The organism is Kitasatospora sp. NPDC059812, assembly GCF_042732075.1.
In the GTDB taxonomy this organism is placed as follows: Bacteria; Actinomycetota; Actinomycetes; order Streptomycetales; family Streptomycetaceae; genus Kitasatospora.
In genome coordinates this window covers 70525-90258 of the sequence record NZ_JBHWIO010000009.1, presented here as the reverse complement: position 1 = coordinate 90258, position 19734 = coordinate 70525, and the positions used below count along the sequence as shown (strand labels likewise).

At 74.6% G+C, this 19734-nt stretch carries 14 protein-coding genes; 3 read left to right on the top strand and 11 right to left on the bottom strand.

From position 1 onward, the window contains the following. Positions 1–661 precede the first annotated feature (661 nt). From ACFV6D_RS07410 to ACFV6D_RS07390, 5 genes are all read right to left on the bottom strand, one after another. Positions 662–2410: a hypothetical protein gene (locus ACFV6D_RS07410; protein ID WP_380558818.1), complete on the bottom strand. Its 1749-nt coding sequence runs from the start codon at positions 2408–2410 to the stop codon at positions 662–664. 218 nt (positions 2411–2628) lie between these two features. Next, positions 2629–4434 carry a GMC oxidoreductase gene (locus ACFV6D_RS07405; RefSeq protein WP_380558815.1) on the bottom strand — a complete coding sequence of 602 codons (1806 nt, stop codon included), beginning with the start codon at positions 4432–4434 and terminating at the stop codon, positions 2629–2631. A gap of 168 nt (positions 4435–4602) precedes the next feature. Further along, complete coding sequence (locus tag ACFV6D_RS07400) at positions 4603–6234, bottom strand: succinic semialdehyde dehydrogenase (RefSeq protein ID WP_380558812.1); 1632 nt, start codon at positions 6232–6234, stop codon at positions 4603–4605. Positions 6235–6320: 86 nt separating this feature from the next. Further along, complete coding sequence (locus ACFV6D_RS07395) at positions 6321–8072, bottom strand: serine/threonine-protein kinase (RefSeq protein WP_380558809.1); 1752 nt, start codon at positions 8070–8072, stop codon at positions 6321–6323. Positions 8073–8232: 160 nt separating this feature from the next. After that, complete coding sequence (locus tag ACFV6D_RS07390) at positions 8233–9357, bottom strand: protein kinase (RefSeq protein WP_380338895.1); 1125 nt, start codon at positions 9355–9357, stop codon at positions 8233–8235. A gap of 57 nt (positions 9358–9414) precedes the next feature. On the opposite strand from ACFV6D_RS07390, the gene ACFV6D_RS07385 reads away from it, so the two are divergent. After that, positions 9415–9957 carry an SHOCT domain-containing protein gene (locus ACFV6D_RS07385; protein ID WP_063349002.1) on the top strand — a complete coding sequence of 181 codons (543 nt, stop codon included), beginning with the start codon at positions 9415–9417 and terminating at the stop codon, positions 9955–9957. Between the two features lie 10 nt (positions 9958–9967). Here the strand turns inward: ACFV6D_RS07385 and ACFV6D_RS07380 are convergent, their stop codons facing one another. Further along, positions 9968–11953 carry a protein kinase gene (locus tag ACFV6D_RS07380; RefSeq protein ID WP_380490516.1) on the bottom strand — a complete coding sequence of 662 codons (1986 nt, stop codon included), beginning with the start codon at positions 11951–11953 and terminating at the stop codon, positions 9968–9970. A 254-nt stretch (positions 11954–12207) separates the two neighbouring features. Between ACFV6D_RS07380 and ACFV6D_RS07375 the strand changes: the two genes are divergently transcribed. Next, complete coding sequence (locus ACFV6D_RS07375; protein ID WP_063349000.1) at positions 12208–12771, top strand: hypothetical protein; 564 nt, start codon at positions 12208–12210, stop codon at positions 12769–12771. Positions 12772–12836: 65 nt separating this feature from the next. On the opposite strand, the gene ACFV6D_RS07370 is transcribed toward ACFV6D_RS07375, so the two are convergent. From ACFV6D_RS07370 to ACFV6D_RS07355, 4 genes are all read right to left on the bottom strand, one after another. Next, positions 12837–13964, bottom strand: a complete 1128-nt coding sequence (locus tag ACFV6D_RS07370; protein ID WP_063348999.1) for a GuaB3 family IMP dehydrogenase-related protein — start codon at positions 13962–13964, stop codon at positions 12837–12839. Between the two features lie 176 nt (positions 13965–14140). Further along, the gene (gene guaB, locus ACFV6D_RS07365; protein WP_063348998.1) at positions 14141–15643 is read right to left on the bottom strand and encodes an IMP dehydrogenase; all 1503 of its coding nucleotides are present in this window, start codon (positions 15641–15643) and stop codon (positions 14141–14143) included. Positions 15644–15928: 285 nt separating this feature from the next. Then, positions 15929–16645: an RNA polymerase sigma factor ShbA gene (gene shbA, locus ACFV6D_RS07360; RefSeq protein ID WP_079135824.1), complete on the bottom strand. Its 717-nt coding sequence runs from the start codon at positions 16643–16645 to the stop codon at positions 15929–15931. 338 nt (positions 16646–16983) lie between these two features. After that, complete coding sequence (locus tag ACFV6D_RS07355; protein WP_014136228.1) at positions 16984–17595, bottom strand: response regulator transcription factor; 612 nt, start codon at positions 17593–17595, stop codon at positions 16984–16986. A 560-nt stretch (positions 17596–18155) separates the two neighbouring features. Between ACFV6D_RS07355 and ACFV6D_RS07350 the strand changes: the two genes are divergently transcribed. Beyond that, positions 18156–18482 (top strand): WhiB family transcriptional regulator, encoded by a 327-nt coding sequence (locus ACFV6D_RS07350; RefSeq protein WP_063348997.1) that lies wholly within the window; start codon positions 18156–18158, stop codon positions 18480–18482. Positions 18483–18571: 89 nt separating this feature from the next. On the opposite strand, the gene ACFV6D_RS07345 is transcribed toward ACFV6D_RS07350, so the two are convergent. Next, a complete protein-coding gene (locus tag ACFV6D_RS07345) occupies positions 18572–19567 on the bottom strand; it encodes a LysR substrate-binding domain-containing protein (protein WP_363369282.1) in 996 nt (331 codons plus the stop codon). Positions 19568–19734 lie beyond the last annotated feature (167 nt).

Below are 19734 nucleotides of genomic sequence, written 5' to 3'. Positions count from 1 at the left end.
CGGTCGTCGCACCCCCGTCGCGAGCCGGGCACGCCCGGGCGCACACCCTTTCCCGTCCCGCGCCGCTACGCGCGTCCCCGTGCGCCGCAGCCACCCACACCACTACGCACCGTGATCATCGACGCCTCGTGTCGACACCTGCCCACAACCGCCCGACGGGGCGGAACGAGGCCTGCACCCGCGCCCGGGCCACACCCGGGAGTCGGCACCCGCACCAAATGTGCCGGGTCGAACTGTGCCGAATCGGTTGCAGAGCAAGCCCTTCGTCCAGCACGATGCTGCGTGGAAGCGGTTCTCCCGGCGGCCGGCAGGCTCACCGTGGAGGCCCCGACCGATGCCGCCGCACTGGGCGGCAGCCCCGTACGCCACCTCACGCTCCGTGAGCGAAGGCCCGGCGCAGACCTGCGCGCCGACCCGCCGCACCGCGAGCGTGCGCGCCCCGCGCCACCGGCCACCCACGCCGGGCCGCGACGGCGCGACCCCGAAGCCGACCGACCCGACGGCGCCCCTCCCCCGGCGCCGTCACCCCCAGCACCGGCGCAGCCCTGACGCCGCGTGCTGAGCGACAAAGGGCCCCGTTCCCCCGCGGGGCCCTTTGCCCTGTCCGGGCCGCCGGCTCAGGGCCGCTCCGCTCAGACCGCTCCGCCCACGGCTGCCCGGCTCAGGGCTGCTTGCGCCAGACGCTCGGATCGACCGGCTCCTCGGCCGACGCCCCGGGCGGCGGCACCAGCGGTGTGTCGTCCGAGCCGACCACGTCGCCCACCCCCGCCCCGGGGGCGTACGGCTGCGGCTCCGGCCCGGCCTCGTACGGCGCCCCCGGCGGCGGCACCACGCCGTACGGGGGCGCGCCGTACGGCGGAGCGCCGTAGGCGTCCTCGCGGGCCACCGCGCCCCGGCCGCGGACGGCCGCCAGCAGCGGCGGCACCAGCAGCGCGCCGATCGCCGCCCAGACCAGGTTGGCCACCAGCACGCTGGCGAAGCCCAGGTTGATCGAGGTGTCCCGGGACACCTCCGTCTGGTTCGCGAAGGTGTCCCACCCCGCGACCGCCGAGGACGTCGAGGTCGTCATCAGCGCGCCGCCCACCACCATCAGCGCGGTGAGCGCCACGGCGTGGACGGCCGCCAGCCGGAACCGGTCGGCCGCGTCCAGCCGCCGCCGGTACGCCGACCAGCCGAGGACGCCCGCCGTGGCGAGGGCCAGCAGGCCGGTCCAGCGCCAGTCGGCGGTCTGGTCGTGCAGGTCGAAGAAGGAGATTTCCCCCCTGTCGGGGGTGTCCCGCCAGTCGCCGCCGATCGCGACCGCCGCGTCGCTCGCCCCGCCGCTCGCCCCGTTGAACGCCTGCAAGGTCGCCCCCGAGCCCAGGCCGAGCAGGCCCAGACCGAGGTTGGGCAGGAAGGCCACCGAGACCGGGGTCTGCCAGCCCTCGTCGCTGTTGACGGCGACCAGCACGAAGCCCGTCACCGAGGCCAGGCCCAGTGACAGTGCCAGCGCCCGGCCGGCCGTGAGCGCGGCGACCGCCCAGCCGCGCACCGCCCGGCTGCGCCAGGCGGCCCAGCGCAGCGCGTCGGTGCCGTGGACGGCGAAGGCCGTCAGCGCGGCGAGCAGGGCCGTCCAGCCGGTCGCCTCCAGCCAGCCGGAGTCCACGGTGTACGTCACCCCGAGGGCGCGGCCGACGAGGCCGGTGCGCTGCGGCTCCCAGGACGTCCCGCCGGCCAGCCCGAGCAGCGCGGTCACGGCCGCCAGGACCACCGCGGTGCGCAGCGCCTCGCCCGCGGCCTGGGCCCGGGTGAGCTGGAGGCCGGCGGCCCGGCGGCGGCGTGCCGCGGTCCGCAGGCCGAGCCAGAGCGCCAGTGCCCACAGCACGGTGACCGTCAGCGGCACCGCCCGGAGCAGCGCGTCCATGCCCGCCGCGTCGCCGCGTCGCAGCGCGGTGGTGTACCCGAGCTTGAACGGCGCACCGAGCGCGCTCAGCGCCATCGACAGGGCGGCGCCGAAGCGCTCGCCGAACCCGGGCGCCCGGACCAGGTAGGCGTACTGGTAGTCGCTCGGGACCGCCACGATCAGCGCCGCCAGCAGCAGCACGGCGGTCGGGGCGATGGCGACCAGGAGCGCCGGGCGCCAGTCCGCGCCGAGCAGCCGGCTCAGCACGTTCGGCCGGTCGGCCCGCGGGTCGTACGGCTGCCCGGCGCCCCAGCTGCCCAGCGTGGGCGGCCCGGCGGGCTGCGGGTGGCCCGGGCCGTAGCCGGGCGGCGGGCCGTACCCGGGCGCGGGCGGCGGCGGCCCGTAGCCGGGCGGCGAAGGCGGAGGCGGCGGCGGGTACCCGGGCGCGGCGGACGGCGGACCGTACGCCGGCGGGGGCGGTACGGCGGGCGGAACGGCGGGAGGTACCGCGGGAGGTACCGCGGGCATGGCGGCCGTCGGCGGGGGCGGCGTCAGCGGCCGCCCGCACGAGACGCACGCGGGCGCCCCTTCCACCGATGCCGCGCCGCACGATGCGCAGATGGCCATGGACCGGTTTCCCCCCGCTCGACGAGTTCCTGGTCCCCCAGAAAGCCCGTTTATCCCATCGGATCCGAACGAATGTCAACCGGGTACCGAGCCGGGCGGGTTGGCCCGTCGGGGCCTGCTCAGCCGCGCTTCTTCGGGATCTCCGGGACGGGCAGCAGCGGCAGTCGGAGCGCGCCGAACGCGTCCTCCGGGACGGCCGGCCGGGCCGGCGCCACCGGGGCGACCCGCCGGTAGGCCTCGCCCTGGGCCGGGCGGCGGTCCGCCTCGCCCCTGTTGGGCCACATCGACATGGCACGCTCGGCCTGCGCGGTGATCGTCAGCGAGGGGTTCACCCCGAGGTTGGCGGAGACGGCCGCGCCGTCGACCACGCTGATCCCCGGGTGGCCGTACAGCCGGTGATAAGGGTCGACCACGCCGGTCTCGGGGGCGTCGCCGATCGGGCAGCCACCGAGGAAGTGGGCGGTCATCGGGATGTCGAAGATCTCGCCGGCGCTGCTGCCGGCGAAGCCGTTGATCTGCTCGGCCAGCGCCTGGGCGCCCTGTTCGGCGGCCGGGATCCAGGTCGGGTTGGGGGCGCCGTGGCCCTGGGCGGAGGTGAGCCGGCTCTTGCCGAGCAGGTCCTTCTTCAGCGAGACGGTGATCGAGTTGTCCAGCGACTGCATCACCAGGCCGATGATCGTCTTCTCGGACCAGCGGTGCTGGTTCATCGAGCGGGCGAAGGTCACCGGGTGGCGCACCGACCCACCCAGGTAGCGCAGCCAGCGCGGGGCCCGTCCGCCGCCCTTGACCTGGGCTATCGACAGCGCGCCCATCGCGTTGGAGCCCTTGCCGTAGCGGACCGGCTCGATGTGGGTGCTGGCGTCCGGGTGGATCGAGGAGGTGATCGCCACGCCCTTGGTGAAGTCCACCCGGGTGCCGTAGCGCCGGTCGGTGGTCTGCGCGCCCACCAGCGCCTCGGAGTTGGTGCGGGTCAGCTCGCCGAGCCGGCCGGAGATCCGGGGCAGGTGCCCCCCGTCACGCATCCGGTGCAGCAGCGACTGGGTGCCGTACGTCCCGGCCGCGACCACCACCCGGGCGGCGGTGATGGTCCGTGCGCCCGCCTTCACCCGGTCGGTGCGGGAGCGGGAGTCGGTCCGGCGCACGTCCACCGCGTAGCCGCGGCTCCCGTCGGCGCCGGGAAGCTCCCGGATCCGGGCCACCGTGGTGAGCGGGTGGATCTCGGCGCCGCCCCGCTCGGCCAGGTGCAGGTAGTTCTCGGTGAGCATGTTCTTCGCCCCGTGCCGGCAGCCGGTCATGCACTCGCCGCACTCCACGCAGGCCTTGCGGGCCGGCCCGGCGCCGCCGAAGTACGGGTCGGCGACCTCGTCCCCGGGCGCCGCCTCGGCCCTGCCGCCGGCGTCCTGGCCGTCCCCGAAGAAGACCCCGACCGGCGCCATGTGGAAGGTGTCGCCCACCCCCATCTGCTCGGCGGCGGCCTTGAGGTGCACGTCGGAGGGGGTGACGGTCGGGTTGAGCCGGACCCCGAGCATCCGCTGCGCCTGGTCGTAGAACGGCGCCAACTCCTCCTGCCAGTCGGTGATGTGGCGCCACTGGCGGTCCTCGAAGAAGGCCTTCGGCGGCACGTACAGGGTGTTGGCGTAGTTCAGCGAGCCGCCGCCGACCCCGGCGCCGGCCAGGATCAGCACGTTGGCCAGCAGGTGGATCCGCTGGATGCCGTAGAGGCCGAGCTTCGGCGCCCACAGGTAGTTCGGCAGGTCCCAGGAGTTCCTGGGCAGTTCGTCGCGCTCGAAGCGCCGGCCGGCCTCCAGGACGGCGACCCGGTAGCCCTTCTCGGTCAGCCGCAGCGCGGCGACCGAACCACCGAAGCCGGAGCCGACCACGACCACGTCGTAGTCGAACTCCGCCGCACCGCCGGACTCCACCATCTGCCACTGCTCCTTCGGGACACGAACTGACTACGGGACGGGCGAACCTGACCACAGGACGGAACCCGACCACAGGACGGGCGGATCGGACCACCCGCCGGGCCGGCTCCGACCACGGGGGCGAACCCCCGGGCCGGGACGGCTACTTGGACCCCCGGTCCGGGACGGCTACTTGAACCGCAGCGCCTTCAGCACCCGCAGCCCGCCGGTCATCACCGCGGCGAACTGCCGGTCGTCCAGGCCGAACGCGGGCGCGATCGGCATCAGCCGCTGGGTCGCGACGGTCTGCGCCTCGGTGAAGCGCAGGATGCCCTCGGCACCGTGGCGGCGGCCGAGCCCGGAGTCGCCCATGCCGCCCATCGGCGAGCCGATCGAGCCGTACGCGGCCGCGTAGGCCTCGTTGACGTTGACCGTACCGGTGCGCAGCCGGGCCCCGACCGCCCGGCCGCGCCGGGTGTCCCTGGTCCAGACGCTGGAGTTCAGGCCGTACGGCGTGGAGTTGGCGGCGGCCACCGCCTCGTCGTCGGTGTCGAAGCGGTAGACGGAGACGACCGGGCCGAAGGTCTCCTCGCCGCAGACCGCCATGTCCGGGGTCACCCCGTCGAGGATGGTCGGCTCGAAGAAGTACGGGCCGAGGTCGGGCCGGGCCCGGCCGCCGGCCAGCACGGTGGCGCCCGCCTTGACCGCCTCCTCCACGTGCCGGGTGGTGGCCTCCAGCTGGCGGACGGAGACCAGCGAGCCCATGTCGGCGCCGTAGGCGAGGCCGCCGCCGAGGCGCAGTGCCCGGGTGCGGGCGGCGAAGCGCTCCAGGAAGTCGTCGGCCACCGAGCGGTGCACCAGCAGCCGCTCGATCGAGATGCACAGCTGCCCGGCGGAGGAGAAGCAGGCCCGCACGGCGCCCGCGGCGGCCCGGTCGAGGTCGGCGTCGGCGAGGACCAGCATGGCGTTCTTGCCGCCGAGTTCGAGCGAGGCGCCGACCAGCCGGGCGGCGGCGCGCTGGGCGACCTCGCGGCCGGTGCGGGTGGAGCCGGTGAACGAGACGTAGTCGGCGTGCTCCACCACGGCGGGGCCGATCACCGGGCCGTCGCCGAGCACGACCTGCCACAGGTCGGCCGGCAGCCCGGCCTCGATCAGCAGCTCGCGGGCCCACAGCGCGGTCAGCGCGGTCTGCGTGTCCGGCTTGTTGACCACGGCGTTGCCGGCCGCGAAGGCGGGCAGGACGTCGCCGACGGACAGCTCCAGCGGGTAGTTCCAGGGCGAGATGTGGCCGATCACGCCCTTGGGCCGACGGGCCTCGACCGCGTGGGTGAGCACCGGCAGCGCCCCGCCGCGCCGCTTGTCCCGGAGGTAGCCGTGCGCGGCCCGCCCGTAGTGCCGGGCGGCCATGGCGGTGGCCAGCACCTCCTCGAAGGCGTGCAGCCGGGCCTTGCCGGTCTCGGCCTGGACGAGGTCCAGCACCTCGTCCTGCCGCTTGAGCAGCAGGTCGTGGAAGCGCAGCAGGACGGCCGCGCGGCGGCGCACCGGCAGCGCGGCCCAGGCCGGCTGGGCGCGGCGGGCCAGTTCGAAGGCGACCTCGACGTCGGCCGGGGTGGACTGCGGCAGGCTCGCCAGCCGCTCGCCGGTCAGCGGGGCGACGGTCTCCACCAGGCTGGGCTCGCCGGTGGCGGTGACGCCGGCGGCCAGCCGGGCGACCAGGGACGGCGGGACGGCCGCCGCGACGGTCCGGCCCCCGCCGGGGGCGGGCGGGTTCCCGGTCGCGGGGTGTTCGGTGGCCGCTGCGCCTGCTGTGAGGTCCGACATACGGCGCAGCCTAGGCGCTCGGCGGCCGGTCCGGTACCCGTCGGTAACAAGAATCTGCCGCGGCCGGGCGGAGCGGGCGCCCCCGGTCAGCGGGTCGGCGTGAAGTAGTGCAGCACCGCGTTGAAGCGCTGCTCCGCCTCGTTCCACTCGTTGCCCCGGTCCGGGCTGGACGAGTAGATCGCGTAGCTGGTGCCGTCGTCGTCGATGAACTCGGCCTCGACCGCCCGGCGCCGGCCGCCCTCCTTGGCGAGGTAGCTGAACTCCCAGACGGCCGCCTCGTGGCCGTTCACCGCGACGCCGGTCATCTTGTGCTGCTTGTAGTCCTTCAGGTTCTTGGAGACGGTGGCCTCCATCTGCCGCAGGTGCTCCAGCGGCTTGACCGACTGGCCGACGGTGACCGCGAACTGCAGGTAGTGCACCTTGTTGTCGGGGCTGTAGTAGACCTGGTTGTCGGGCGTGGCACTGCGCTGCCAGGCCGGGCTGACCGAGGGCAGCGGGAAGCGGAAGCCGGCCGGGTCGTCGACCCAGTGGTAGCCGTTGGGCGCCGCCGGTCCCGGGCTGGCGTCGCTGGTCGGGTCCGGGCTGACGGAGGCGGTCGGGACGGGATCGTCGGCCGTGGGGGCGGCGACGTGCCCGGTGGTGGTGTGCCGGGTGGCGAGGAAGGTCGCGCCGGCCGCCAGCAGGCCGACGGCCACCGCGATCACGACGATCTTCAGGGTGCTGCGGCGCTTGGCCGGCCCGCGCGCGGGCGTGACGGGGTGCGCCACCGGCGCGACCTCGGCGGTGGGCGCTGCCGCCTCGGCAGCCACGCCCCCGGTGGTGTCCGGAACGGCCCCCGAGCGCGCCCCGGTCGGCTCCTCGGCCTCCGCCGCCGTCGTCCCCGGCGCGTCCTCCTCCTCGGGGTCCTCCTCCGCCGCCGGGCGCTCGCTGCGGTCCACCACCGGCACCGACTGGGTGGGCGCGCGCAGCGGCGCGACCGGCTTCAGGCCGATCGTGTGCCCGGCCTGCACCTCGGCCAGCATCCGGGCGGCCTCGTCCGCGTTCGGTCGCTCGGCCGGGTCCTTGGCCATCAGCGCGGCCAGCACCGGGCCCAGCGGCCCGGCCCGGACCGGCTCCGGCAGCGGCTCGCCCACCACGGCGGCCAGCGTGGTGATCGGCGAGGTCCGGCGGAACGGCGACTGGCCCTCCACCGCGGCGTACAGCGTCGCCCCGAGGCCCCACAGGTCGGAGGCCGGCCCGGGCCGCTCGCCCTGGGCGAGCTCCGGCGCCAGGTAGTCCGGCGAGCCGACCAGGTCACCCGGCCGGGTCAGTTCGGCCGAGCCCTCGTACGTCGCGATGCCGAAGTCCAGCAGCACCACCCGCCCGGTGCCGCGCTCCAGCAGCACGTTGGCCGGCTTCACGTCGCGGTGCAGGACGCCGAGTTGGTGGCCGCGGTGCAGTGCGGCGAGCACCTGGCTGCCGACCTCGGCGACGGCGCGCGGTTGCAGGGTGCCGTCCTGGCTGATCACGTCGGCCAGCGAGCGGCCGTCGACCAGCTCCATCACGATCCACGGCCGGCCGTCCTGCTCCAGCACGTCGTGCACCGTGATCACGCCGGGGTGCTTGATCCGGGCGGCCGCGCTGGCCTCCCGCTTCATCCGGGCGTGCAGGATCTGCAGCTCGTCCTCGGGCAGGTGGTTGACGGTCAGTTCCTTCACCGCGACCTCGCGGTTCAGCATCCGGTCCCAGGCCCGCCAGACGGTCCCCATCCCGCCGCGGCCGAGCCGGTCGCCCAGCTCGTACCGCCCGGCCAGCAGCCGCTCCGTCTCGGCCGTCTCCGGCCGGTCCTGCACGCCCATCGGCGACCACTCCCCCTCACATCCGTCTGCCGTCACAGCGACGGAGGGCCTGGTGCAGACCACTGTTCGAACAAATCCCACGCACACATTAGGCGCACCTTGCCAGCCCCGGTAATCACGCTCGCCCGTCGGACCGACGGTCCGGGACACTCCGGGGCCGTCAGCCTGCGAACAGCACCACCGCGGCCACCCCGAGCACCAGCAGCAGGAACACGCCCCCCACCAGCAGCGGGCCGAACAGCGCCGGAGGTATCCGCGGCGGCCGCACCTCGTCCGGCCGCCCGGCGCCCGCCCCGGCGTTCGCGCCGGCGTTCGCGCCCACGACGACCTCCGACCGCCCTCGTCCACCACCCCGCCCGCGCCGGCGCCGCACCAGCGGGGCCTCCGGTCTCAGCACCAGCGCCCGCGCCGCCCACTCCTCGTCGACCGGCTCCGGCGCGCCCGCGAGCAGCGCCGCCAACTCCCGGCGGGCCTCCTCGGCGGTCGGCCGCAGCGAGGGGTCGGGCTGCAGCAGCCGCTCGACCAGCGGCGCCAGCGGCCCGCAGGCCGCCGCAGGCTCCCGCCGCCCGTCCCGGACCGCCGACACCAGCTCCGGCACGCCACCGTCCGGGAACGGCGAGCGGCCGGTGACCAGCCGCTGCACCAGCACCCCGAGCGCCCAGCAGTCGCCCGCCGGGCCGCCGTCCAGCGGCCAGCGCTCCGCCACCGGGCCGACCAGGGTGGCCCGCACCTCGTACCGGCGGCGCCCGCCCGGGCCGCCGAGGTCCTCGGCCAGCGCCTCCTGCGCCACCCCGGACAGCAGCCCGCCGAGCATCGCCGCGCCGTCCTCGCAGACCAGCACGGACTCGGCGGTCAGGTTGCCGTGGACGAGTCCGTCCTCGTGCAGCGCCCGCAGCGCGCCGGCCAGGTCCGCCGCCAGCTCCGCCGCCCGGTAGGGCGGCACCGGTCCGACCGCCGCCAGGTCCGCCAGCGTCATGGCGCCCGACCGCTCCTCCACCGTCCACAGCAGTTCGCCCTCGACGAAGGCACCGAGCCCGCGCAGCAGCCGGGGGTGCCCGGTCGGCGCGGCCGAGCCGACCGCCGCCACCCGGCGGACCAGCCGGTCGGCGTGCGCGGGCACCTCGCCGTCCAGGTCCTGACCGGTGGTCAGCAGCGCCGGCAGCTCCAGGGCGCGCAGCAGCACGGACTCCCCGGTGCGGTCGTCCACCGCCAGGGCCCGCAGGAGTTCGGGACGGTCCGTCAGCCGGTACCGCCCCGCCAGCAACTGCTCCGGGCCGCCTCGCATGCCAGTTCCTCTCGCTCGCCGAGCAGCCTACTGAGCGGCTCCTTTACGCTCGGTCCCATGGACTGGACCGATCTGATCGACACCGCCTTCAAGGTGGCGGGAAACAACAGCCAAGCCAATCAGGCCGAGGCCGTGCGCACGGTGGAGGCGGTCGTCATCGACGGCGAGAATCCGGTCGCCTCGACGGCCGGGCGCCATCCCGACCACTTCCGCAAGGGCGTGCTCGTTCTCACCACCCACCGACTGCTCTTTCTCAAGGACGGTAAACCGCCGGTCCCGGTTCCGCTTACGGCGGTCACGGACGCGACCGTGGCCAGGACCAAGCTCAACGGCGACGTGCTCACGATCGTCGCACTGACCGGCTCGCACCGGTTCGAGGACGTGGCCAAGGCCGACGTCTTCGCCGAGCAGCTCCGGGAGGCCGCCCGGCTCGCCCGCAAGGCCGCGTCGGCCGCCGGGCCGGCGGCCGACACCGCCCCCGCCGAACTCGGCGCGGGCGACCAACTCCTCGGCCAGCTGGAGCGGTTGGCCGCCCTGCACGGCTCCGGCGCGCTCACCGACGAGGAGTTCACCCGGGCCAAGGCCCGCCTGATCGGCTAGGCCTAGCGCCCTACGGCGCGGGCTGGAAGGTGGCGAAGGCCGTGTCCCGGGCCTGGGAGTTGGCCGGGGCACCCCAGTCCGCGTCCGGGGTGATCCAGTAGATCGCGTAGCCGTACTTGGCCGGGTTCCCGGTGACGAAGCCCCGGTTGAGCGAGTGCGTGCGCGGCGTGCCGCTGATCCACTCCCAGTCGGCCGCGTTGCTCCACTGCCGGTAGTTGATCGCGGCCAGGTTGACCCGCTGGTAGTTGGTGACCTTCGAACGCAGGCCCGGCTCGGAGTCCTGCCAGTCGGCGACGGCGCTGGGGCCGGGGGTGGTGGTCCACTCGATGGTCAGGGTACTGCCGTTGCCCTTGAAGATCCGGCGGACGCCCTCCGAACCGGCCGGCTGGAGCCAGTCCGGCAGGACGACCGAGAAGCCGGTCGGGTCCTTGTACTCGTGGTAACCGGCCGGGACGGCGGCCCCCGGCGGGGTCGGGCTCTGCGCGGGGGTGGTGGCGGGCGCGCCGGCGGCCGGCGGGTTGGCCGCAGAGGGGCCGGGCGTGTCGGCCGGCTTGTCGGGGGCCGGTGTGTCGGTGGCCGGCTTGTCCGGGGCGGGCTTGTCGGTGCCCGGCTCCGGCTCCGCCGCCGGAACGGAGGCGGCCGGGGTCCCGCTCGGCCCGGCCTCGGAGCTGGTCGAGACCGACGAGGTGGCGCCCGCGCCGTTCGCCGACGAGTCGTCCCCGTTGCCGACGGCCTGGAGCACCGCGACCACCCCGGCGATCAGCAGCAGGACCAGCACCACGGTGACGACGGCCAGCCGCCGCCGTCCGTTGCGCGGGTCGGCGCCGGCCGCCTGCGTGGCGCCCAGGGTCCACTCGCTGGTCACCGGCCGGATCGGCTCGGCCGCCGGAGCCGAACCCGACGCCGCGAGCGAACCCGACGCCGAGCCCGATGCCACGTCCGAGGACGGCGAAGCGGGCTCGGGCGCCGGCTCCACGACGGGCTCCGCCACGGCGGCGGGCTCCTCGTCCTTGGCCCGGCTGCCCACCCGGACCGTCCCCAGCAGCCCCCCGATGGACCGCTTGCGGCCCTCCTCGGCCTCGGCCGGGGCCTCCTCGGGCTCCGCGGCGGCGGCCGGACTCTCGACCGGCAGCGCGTGCACGGTGGTCGACTCGGCCTTCGAGGTGGCCTCCGCGACGACCCGCTTCAGCATCGACCGGGTCTGCGAGGCGTCCAGCCGCTCGGCCGGGTCCTTGGCGAGCAGCCCCTCGATCACCGGCTGCAGCGCCCCGGCGTTCACCGGGGCGGTCAGCTCCTCGGTCATCACCGCGGTCAGGGTGGCCAGCGCCGAGCCCCGGTCGTACGGCGGCCGGCCCTCGACCATCGCGTACAGCGTGCCGCCCAGCGACCACAGGTCGGCCGGCGGCCCGGGCTTCTGCCCGCGGGCCCGCTCCGGAGATATGTACGAGGGGGCGCCGACCAGCATGCCGGTGGAGGTGACCGAGGCGTCGCCCTCCACGCTGGCGATGCCGAAGTCGGTGAGCACGACCCGGCCGTCGTCGCCGATCAGCACGTTGGACGGCTTGACGTCCCGGTGCAGGATGCCCAGCGCGTGCGCGGCGCTCAGCACGCCGAGCACGTCGAGCGCGATCTCGGCGGCCCGGGCGGGGGCCAGCGGCCCGTCCTCCCGGATGACGTCGGCCAGCGAGCGGGACTCGACCAGCTCCATGACGATCCACGGCCGGTCGTCCTCGTCGACCACGTCGAAGACGGTGACCGCCGAGTTGTGCCGGATCCGCGCGGTGGCCTTGGCCTCGCGCAGCGTCCGGACAATCAGCCGGTGCTTCTCCTCCTCCTCGACGCTGGCGTTCATCCGCAGTTCCTTGACCGCGACGGTCCGCCCCAGCATCTCGTCCTCGGCGCGCCAGACGGTGCCCATGCCGCCGCGCCCGAGCACGCCGTTCAGCCGGTAGCGGCCGGCCAGGAGGCGGCCGGTGGAACCCTGCGCCTGGGTCATTCGGAACGTTCCCCCATGTGCTGCTGGCGGTCGTGGTGACGGCGTGTCGGCCCGGCCTCAGGCCCGAACGCCCAAGTCTCCATCATCCCCTGTCCCCGGGGGCCGGGACCACCCGACCCCCGCACCCGATCCGGGGCATACCGGATCGGGCTCGGCGCTCCGTGCCCGATCTGTGATCGAAAACTCGCCAAGATCTGGCCGGGGCGCTGCTACCGTTCGGCAGCTCATCGTCTTTCCGGGGGGATCCGACGCCCATGACCGCACCCGCACCGGGCGCTGACGGCCAGTCGGGCCGGCCGCGCACCGCCCAGCACTACTCGGTCACACCCACCCTGGATTCCCCCGAGGGCTACGTCGCGCCCGGTATGCCCGGTGTCCCGGTGGCCGGATACGTCCCCACCGTCCGCTCCCACCGGACGGGCCCGCGCCGCCGCACCGCCCTGGCGGTCGCCCTCGCCGTCCTCGCCATGCTGCTCGGCGGCCTGGCCTACGGCTGCGCGCCGGCCCGGGCCGCGGACAGCCTCGGCTGGCTGGCCATCGCCCTCGCCGCCCTGGTCGCCTTACCGCTCGGCCGGCTCGGCGGCCGCAGCCGGGTGCTGCCGCTGCTCGGCGCGCTGCTCGCGGCCTGCGCGCTGCTGCTCGGCCAGCTGACCGGCCAGCTCCGCCGGGTGCACGCGGCCGGCCCCGGCCCGCGCGGCCTGCCGCACGACGCCCTGGCGCACTGGCGCGCCGAGCTGCGCGCACTCGACCTCGCCTTCTACGGCATCGCCCTGGTCGGCGGCTTCCTCCTCACCCGCCGCACCGCCAACCGCGGCTGACGCCGGTCCGGACAGCCCGAGGCCCCCGCCGGCGAAACCGACGGGGGCCTTCACCACGACGCGTCTCAGCGGTGGTTGAGCGCCGGGTTGACGGTCACCTCGACCCGCTGGAACTCCTTGAGCTCGGTGTAGCCGGTGGTGGCCATCGCGCGGCGCAGCGCGCCGAACAGGTTCATGGTGCCGTCGGGGGTGTGCGAGGGACCGGTCAGGATCTCCTCGGTGGTGCCGACCGTGCCGAGGTCCACCCGCTTGCCGCGCGGCAGCTCCTCGTGGACGGCCTCCATGCCCCAGTGGAAGCCCTTGCCGGGCGCGTCGGTGGCGCGGGCCAGCGCGGCACCGATCATCACCGCGTCGGCGCCGCAGGCGACGGCCTTCGGGATGTCGCCGCTGTAGCCGACGCCGCCGTCCGCGATCACGTGCACGTAGCGGCCGCCGGACTCGTCCATGTAGTCCCGGCGGGCGGCGGCCACGTCGGCGACGGCGGTGGCCATCGGCACCTGGATGCCGAGGACGCCCCGGGTGGTGTGGGCGGCGCCGCCGCCGAAGCCGACCAGCACGCCGGCCGCGCCGGTGCGCATCAGGTGCAGGGCCGCGGTGTACGTGGCGCAGCCGCCGACGATCACCGGGACGTCCAGCTCGTAGATGAACTGCTTGAGGTTGAGCGGCTCCGCGCCGCTGGACACGTGCTCGGCCGAGACGGTGGTGCCGCGGATGACGAAGACGTCGACGCCGGCGTCCACGACGGCCTTGGAGAACTCGGCGGTGCGCTGCGGCGAGAGCGCGGCGGCGGTGACCACACCGGAGTCGCGGACCTCCTGGATCCGCTGCTTGATCAGCTCGGCGCGGATCGGCGCGGCGTAGATCTCCTGGAGGCGGCGGGTCGCGGCGGCCTCGTCGGTGATCGTGGCGATCTCGTCGAGCAGCGGCTGCGGGTCCTCGTAGCGGGTCCAGAGGCCTTCGAGGTTCAGCACGCCGAGGCCGCCGAGGCGGCCGATGGCGATGGCCTGCTGCGGCGAGACCACGCTGTCCATCGGGGCGGCCAGGAACGGCAGCTCGAAGCGGTAGGCGTCGATCTGCCAGGCGATCGAGACCTCCTTCGGGTCCCGGGTACGGCGGCTGGGGACGACGGCGATGTCGTCGAAGGAGTACGCCCGTCGGCCGCGCTTGCCTCGCCCGATCTCGATCTCAGTCACTTCGAGCCCTTCTGGTTTGTTGCTCATGCCCGCCGGGTCACCCCGGCCGCCCCCAGTATCCCGCACCCCGGTTGCCTCGCGCGCTCGCCTCCGGGGCGCGGGGCCCGCCCCCGCCCCCGGGCGCGCCGAAGGGCCCGGCGCCGCGGTGCGGCGACGGGCCCTTGGGAAGCGCGGACTCAGCGGTTGGAGTAGTTCGGCGCCTCGACGGTCATCTGGATGTCGTGCGGGTGGCTCTCCTTGAGGCCCGCCGAGGTGATCCGGACGAAGCGGCCCTTGCTCTCCATCTCGGCGATGGTGGCGGCGCCGACGTAGCCCATGGTCTGGCGCAGGCCGCCGACCAGCTGGTGCAGCACGGCCGACAGCGGGCCGCGGTAGGGCACCTGGCCCTCGATGCCCTCGGGGACGAGCTTGTCGTCCGAGGCCACCTCGGCCTGGAAGTAGCGGTCCTTGGAGTACGAGCGGCCCTGGCCGCGGGACTGCATCGCGCCCAGCGAGCCCATGCCGCGGTAGGACTTGAACTGCTTGCCGTTGATGAACATCAGCTCACCCGGGGACTCCTCGCAGCCGGCCAGCAGCGAGCCCAGCATCACGGTGTCGGCGCCGGCGGCCAGCGCCTTGCCGATGTCGCCGGAGTACTGCAGGCCGCCGTCGCCGATGACCGGCACGCCGGCCGCCTGGCAGGCCACCGCGGCCTCGTAGATGGCGGTGATCTGCGGGACGCCGATGCCGGCGACCACGCGGGTGGTGCAGATGGAGCCGGGGCCGACGCCGACCTTGACGCCGTCCACGCCGGCGTCGATCAGCGCCTGGGCGCCGTCACGGGTGGCCACGTTGCCGCCGACCACGTCGATCCCGACGGCCGACTTGATCTTCCCGATCCAGGCCAGCGCGTTGTGGCTGTGGCCGTGCGAGGTGTCCACGACCAGGAAGTCCGCACCGGCCTCGACCAGGGCCTGGGCCCGGTCGAACGCCTCGGCGCTGGCACCGACGGCGGCACCGACCAGCAGACGACCCTCGGCGTCCTTGGCGGCGTTCGGGTACTGCTCGGCCTTGACGAAGTCCTTGACGGTGATCAGGCCCTTGATCCGGCCCTCGTCGTCGACCAGCGGCAGCTTCTCGATCTTGTGGCGGCGCAGCAGCGCCATCGCGTCCACCCCGGAGATGCCGACCTTGCCGGTGATCAGCGGCATCGGGGTCATGATCTCGCGGACCTGGCGGCTGCGGTCCGACTCGAAGGCCATGTCACGGTTGGTGACGATGCCGAGCAGCTTGCCGGCCTCGTCCGCGATCGGCACGCCGGAGATGCGGAACTTGGCGCACAGCGCGTCGGCCTCGGCCAGCGTGGTGTTCGGGCCGACCGTGATCGGGTCGGTGACCATGCCGGACTCGGAGCGCTTCACCAGGTCGACCTGGTTGGCCTGGTCCTCGACCGACAGGTTGCGGTGCAGCACGCCGACGCCGCCCTGGCGGGCCATCGAGATCGCCATCCGCGCCTCGGTGACCTTGTCCATCGCGGCGGAGAGCAGCGGGATGTTGACGCGCACGTTCCGGGAGACCCGCGAGGAGGTGTCGACCTGGTTCGGCAGCACCGCGGAAGCCCCGGGCAGCAGCAGGACGTCATCGAACGTGAGCCCGAGCATGGCGAACTTCTCGGGTACGCCTGCGGCGTTGTAAGACATTTGGGGGGTACCTTCCGTGGCCGGCCTATTCCGCTCACGCCCTGAGGGTGGGGCGCGTTCATCGCTCACTCGCAGCAGACCGCCGAAGCCGGGTGGTTTTGGAGGAACCTCCAGGGGAACCCCGCGCGCACCCGCGAAACTTTGGCAACCCGCCCAGGCGCCGATACCCCATGGTACTGGCACGGCGAATGTGTCCTCGTGTGCCCTTGACAACACCGGCCCCCCGTGGCTCATTCCGGCCGGTCAGGACTTAGGTCCTGACCGGCGGATCTTGCCGGACAGGACCTAGGAGGACTCCTCCGCGAGCGCCCGCAGCCGGCTGAGCGCCCGGTGCTGCGCCACCCGGACGGCGCCCGGGGACATCCCCAGCACCTCGCCGGTCTCCTCCGCCGAGAGCCCGGCGGCCACCCGCAGCAGCACCAGTTCGCGCTGACGGGCCGGCAGGTTGGAGAGCAGTTCCTTGGCCCAGGCCGCGTCGCTGCTCAGCAGCGCCTGCTCCTCCGGGCCGAGCGCCTCGTCCGGCACCTCCGGCAGGTCGTCCTGCGGGACGACCGTCGAGCCGGGCCCGCGCATCGCGGCCCGCTGCAGATCGGCGATCTTGTGCGCGGCGATGCCGTAGACGAAGGCCTCGAACGGCCGCCCCTGGTCCTTGTACCGGGGCAGCGCGCACAGCACCGCGACGCAGACCTCCTGCGCGACGTCGTCCACGTGGTGCCGGGCGCCGCCGGGCAGCCGCACGAGCCGGCCGCGGCAGTAGCGCAGCGCCAGCGGATGGACGTAGGCGAGCAGGGCGTCGATGGCCGGGCCCTCACCGCGGACGGCGGCCGCGACGAGCTCGCCCACCAGCGGGGAGCCGCCCGCGCCGAGCACCGGCGGTCGACCGGGGCCGGGCACCGCGCCGGGGCCGCCGGGGTCGGCGTACGACGGATCGCCACCCGGGCCGGAGGGCTCGGCCTCCACCGGGTCCGCCTGGCCGGCCGCACCGGCGACGTCGTCACGCATCGGTCCATGGTGCCTGGTCGCGCGGGAAAACGCGGCACCGCGTCCGGAGTTGTGCACCGGAACGTTATGCGCTGCGGTGCCGTACGGCGTGCCGCCGCGCACCACCGGCCCCTCCTGCACCGTGCCGCCTCCCGCCCCGCCGCCGTCGGTGGTCCCGTCCTTCGCGCCGTCCGCCGAATGTGCTGCGGCCGTGTGGTTCGCCGCAGTGCCTGTCCGCTGGTCCCCGAGGTGCTCCACTACTCCATGGTGCAACCTCGGGACCGTAACGTCACACGCCCGGACGGCGCCCGTGCCGGGAACCGCCGGCGGCGCGCCGCAGCCGGCGGCGCCACCGGCGGTCAGCGGACCAGGCCCCAGCGGAAACCCAGCGCCACCGCGTGCGCGCGGTCGGAGGCCCCGAGCTTCTTGAACAGCCGTCGGGCGTGGGTCTTGACGGTGTCCTCGGACAGGAACAGCTCGCGGCCGATCTCGGCGTTGCTGCGGCCGTGGCTCATGCCCTCCAGCACCTGGATCTCACGCGCCGTCAACGTGGGCGCCGCGCCCATGTCGGGGCTGCGCAGCCGGCGCGGGGCGAGCCGCCAGGTCGGGTCGGCGAGGGCCTGGGTGACGGTGGCCCGCAGTTCGGCGCGCGAGGCGTCCTTGTGCAGGTACCCGCGGGCGCCCGCGGCCACCGCGAGCGCGACCCCGTCGAGGTCCTCGGCGACGGTGAGCATGATGATCCGCGCGCCCGGATCGGCGGACAGCAGCCGCCGGACCGTCTCGACCCCGCCGAGGCCGGGCATCCGGACGTCCATCAGAACGAGATCGGAGCGGTCGGCCACCCAGCGGCGGAGGACCTCCTCCCCGTTCGTCGCGGTGGTGACCCGGTCCACACCGGGTACGGTCGCGACCGCGCGGCGAAGCGCCTCGCGGGCGAGCGGGGAATCGTCGCAAACGAGAACGGAAGTCATGACCGTCGTCCTCCGCAGCTGATCCGCGTCACGTTGAGCCTCCTGGCTGGTACGAACCTCTCCGACACGGCCGATCGGCGACAGAGTCCGTGCTGATCGCCTCAAATTCCCCGCGATCGTTCCCGACGTCCGGCGCCCGCTAACCGCCTCCGCACTTCCAACGACCGTCACTCGAATGAGTTACGGCCTTCGGGGCCATCTCCACCACTGTACGTGGCCAACCCATTACCGATCAGCCGCATCGCGGTGCACACGCCGCACTTTTGCCCAGCTCGCGCGCGGTGGGCGCACGACCCGCACACCGGCGCGGAGTGTCGCGCGCCCGTCGGCCACCCGAATGCCACGCCCGCGCCCGCCGAACCCCTTGCCCACTTTGCCCGTTTTTATAGCTTTCGTATGGTCATTGACTGTTGTGCCACTCTGTGGGTGACTTGTCCATGGAGTTGCCGTAAGTCATATTTCCAGGTGTCCACACCAGTGCATCGACGCCCGCCGCGCCGCCCAGCAGCAGCCCGCTGAGCGCCGGCCCACGGCCGACGAGCCTCTGAAGGGAATGAGCCATGGCAGATTTCTCCCGCCTCCCAGGTCCCAACGCGGACCTCTGGGACTGGCAGCTCTCCGCAGCCTGCCGTGGCGTGGACAGTTCGCTCTTCTTCCACCCCGAGGGCGAACGCGGGGCCGCGCGGAGTTCACGCGAGGCCAGTGCCAAGGAGGTCTGCATGCGCTGCCCGGTGATCACCGAGTGCGCGGCGCACGCGCTGGCGGTCCGCGAGCCGTACGGCGTCTGGGGCGGGATGACCGAGGACGAGCGCGAGGAGATGCTGGGGCGTTCGCGGCACCGGCTGGTGGAGGTCCCGCTGACCCCGCCGGCGATCGCCCGGCGCTAGCCCCGCCTCCACGGCGCGCCGTGAAGAAACGTTTCCTCGCGGCGTTTCGGGCTGTTCAAGCCCGGTCCAGAACGCTCAGGCCCCAGAGGTCAGCGCCCGGCCGACCCCGCCAGCCGCTCCAGCATCAGCGCCACGGCCGGCACCTCGGCCAGATCCGGCAGGGTCAGCGCGACCACCTGCCGCACCGCCGGCGCCCCCGCGGCCGTCCGCACCGGCACCGTCGACACCCCGTCCGGGCGCACCGACTGCAGCGCCAGCCGGGGCAGCACCGCCACCCCCAGTCCGGCCGCCACCAGGCCGACCACCGCCGGATAGTCGTCGGTCGCGAAGTCGATCCGGGGCTCGAAGCCCGCCCCCGCGCACAGCTCCACCAGGTGCCCCCGGCACTGCGGGCAGCCCGCGATCCACTGCTCCCCCGCCAGCTCGGCCAGCTCCACCGGCCTGCCGCGCCCCGCCAGCCGGTGCGCGGCGGGCAGCAGGCCCACCAGCGGGTCGTCCAGCAGCGGGGTGACCACCAGATCGGACCAGTCGGAGCCGGCACTCAGCTGCTGCGCCTCCAGGTTGGCCTCGGCCCGCGCCTCGCGCGGCGTCCCGTGCGCGGGCGCCGGCAGCGCGGCGCCGCCGTCGGACTGCGGGTAGCGGAAGGCCAGCGCGATCTCGCACTCGCCGCCGCGCAGCATCGCCAGCGACTCCGGCGGCTCCGCCTCGACCAGCGACACGCGCACCCCCGGATGGCTGTCCCGCAGCCGGGCGACCGCGGGCGGCACCAGGGTGGAGCTCGCGGTCGGGAAGGAGACCAGCCGCACCCGGCCGGCCCGCAGCCCGGCGATCGCGGCGATCTCCTCCTCGGCGGCGGAGAGCCCGGCCAGGATCCCGGTGGCGTGCTTGAGCAGCACCCGCCCCGCCTCGCTGAGCTGCATGCCCCGGCCGCAGCGGACCACCAGCGGGGTGTCCACCGACTTCTCCAGGGCCTTCATCTGCTGGCTGATGGCGGGCTGCGTACAGCCCAGCTCGCGAGCGGCGGCGGAGAAGGAGCCGGTGCGGGCGACAGCACGCAGGACGCGCAGGTGACGGGCCTCGATCATGCCTTAGTTATAAGGCAATCTTTGCCAATGGCAAAATTCCACTGATGATTGAAGCCTCAAACGCCGGACACGCCGGAGGCCCGGCCGCCCCCCCCCCGGGGGCGGCCGGCCGCCCCGCGGACCGCAAGCGGGCGGGGAGGGTGGGCGCGAGCACGGCGGGGGCCCCC

Bases quoted from the DNA above. Each gene is read 5' to 3' on its own strand.
- shbA (WP_079135824.1), bottom strand. From the start codon at position 16,645: ATGCGTGACGACGTCGCCGGTGCGGCCGGCCAGGCGGACCCGGTGGAG.
- ACFV6D_RS07350 (WP_063348997.1), top strand. From the start codon at position 18,156: ATGGCAGATTTCTCCCGCCTCCCAGGTCCCAACGCGGACCTCTGGGAC.
- ACFV6D_RS07410 (WP_380558818.1), bottom strand. From the start codon at position 2,410: ATGCCCGCGGTACCTCCCGCGGTACCTCCCGCCGTTCCGCCCGCCGTA.
- ACFV6D_RS07375 (WP_063349000.1), top strand. From the start codon at position 12,208: ATGACCGCACCCGCACCGGGCGCTGACGGCCAGTCGGGCCGGCCGCGC.
- ACFV6D_RS07390 (WP_380338895.1), bottom strand. From the start codon at position 9,357: ATGCGAGGCGGCCCGGAGCAGTTGCTGGCGGGGCGGTACCGGCTGACG.
- ACFV6D_RS07355 (WP_014136228.1), bottom strand. From the start codon at position 17,595: ATGACTTCCGTTCTCGTTTGCGACGATTCCCCGCTCGCCCGCGAGGCG.
- ACFV6D_RS07400 (WP_380558812.1), bottom strand. From the start codon at position 6,234: ATGTCGGACCTCACAGCAGGCGCAGCGGCCACCGAACACCCCGCGACC.
- guaB (WP_063348998.1), bottom strand. From the start codon at position 15,643: ATGTCTTACAACGCCGCAGGCGTACCCGAGAAGTTCGCCATGCTCGGG.
- ACFV6D_RS07385 (WP_063349002.1), top strand. From the start codon at position 9,415: ATGGACTGGACCGATCTGATCGACACCGCCTTCAAGGTGGCGGGAAAC.
- ACFV6D_RS07395 (WP_380558809.1), bottom strand. From the start codon at position 8,072: ATGGGCGTGCAGGACCGGCCGGAGACGGCCGAGACGGAGCGGCTGCTG.
- ACFV6D_RS07380 (WP_380490516.1), bottom strand. From the start codon at position 11,953: ATGACCCAGGCGCAGGGTTCCACCGGCCGCCTCCTGGCCGGCCGCTAC.
- ACFV6D_RS07405 (WP_380558815.1), bottom strand. From the start codon at position 4,434: ATGGTGGAGTCCGGCGGTGCGGCGGAGTTCGACTACGACGTGGTCGTG.
- ACFV6D_RS07345 (WP_363369282.1), bottom strand. From the start codon at position 19,567: ATGATCGAGGCCCGTCACCTGCGCGTCCTGCGTGCTGTCGCCCGCACC.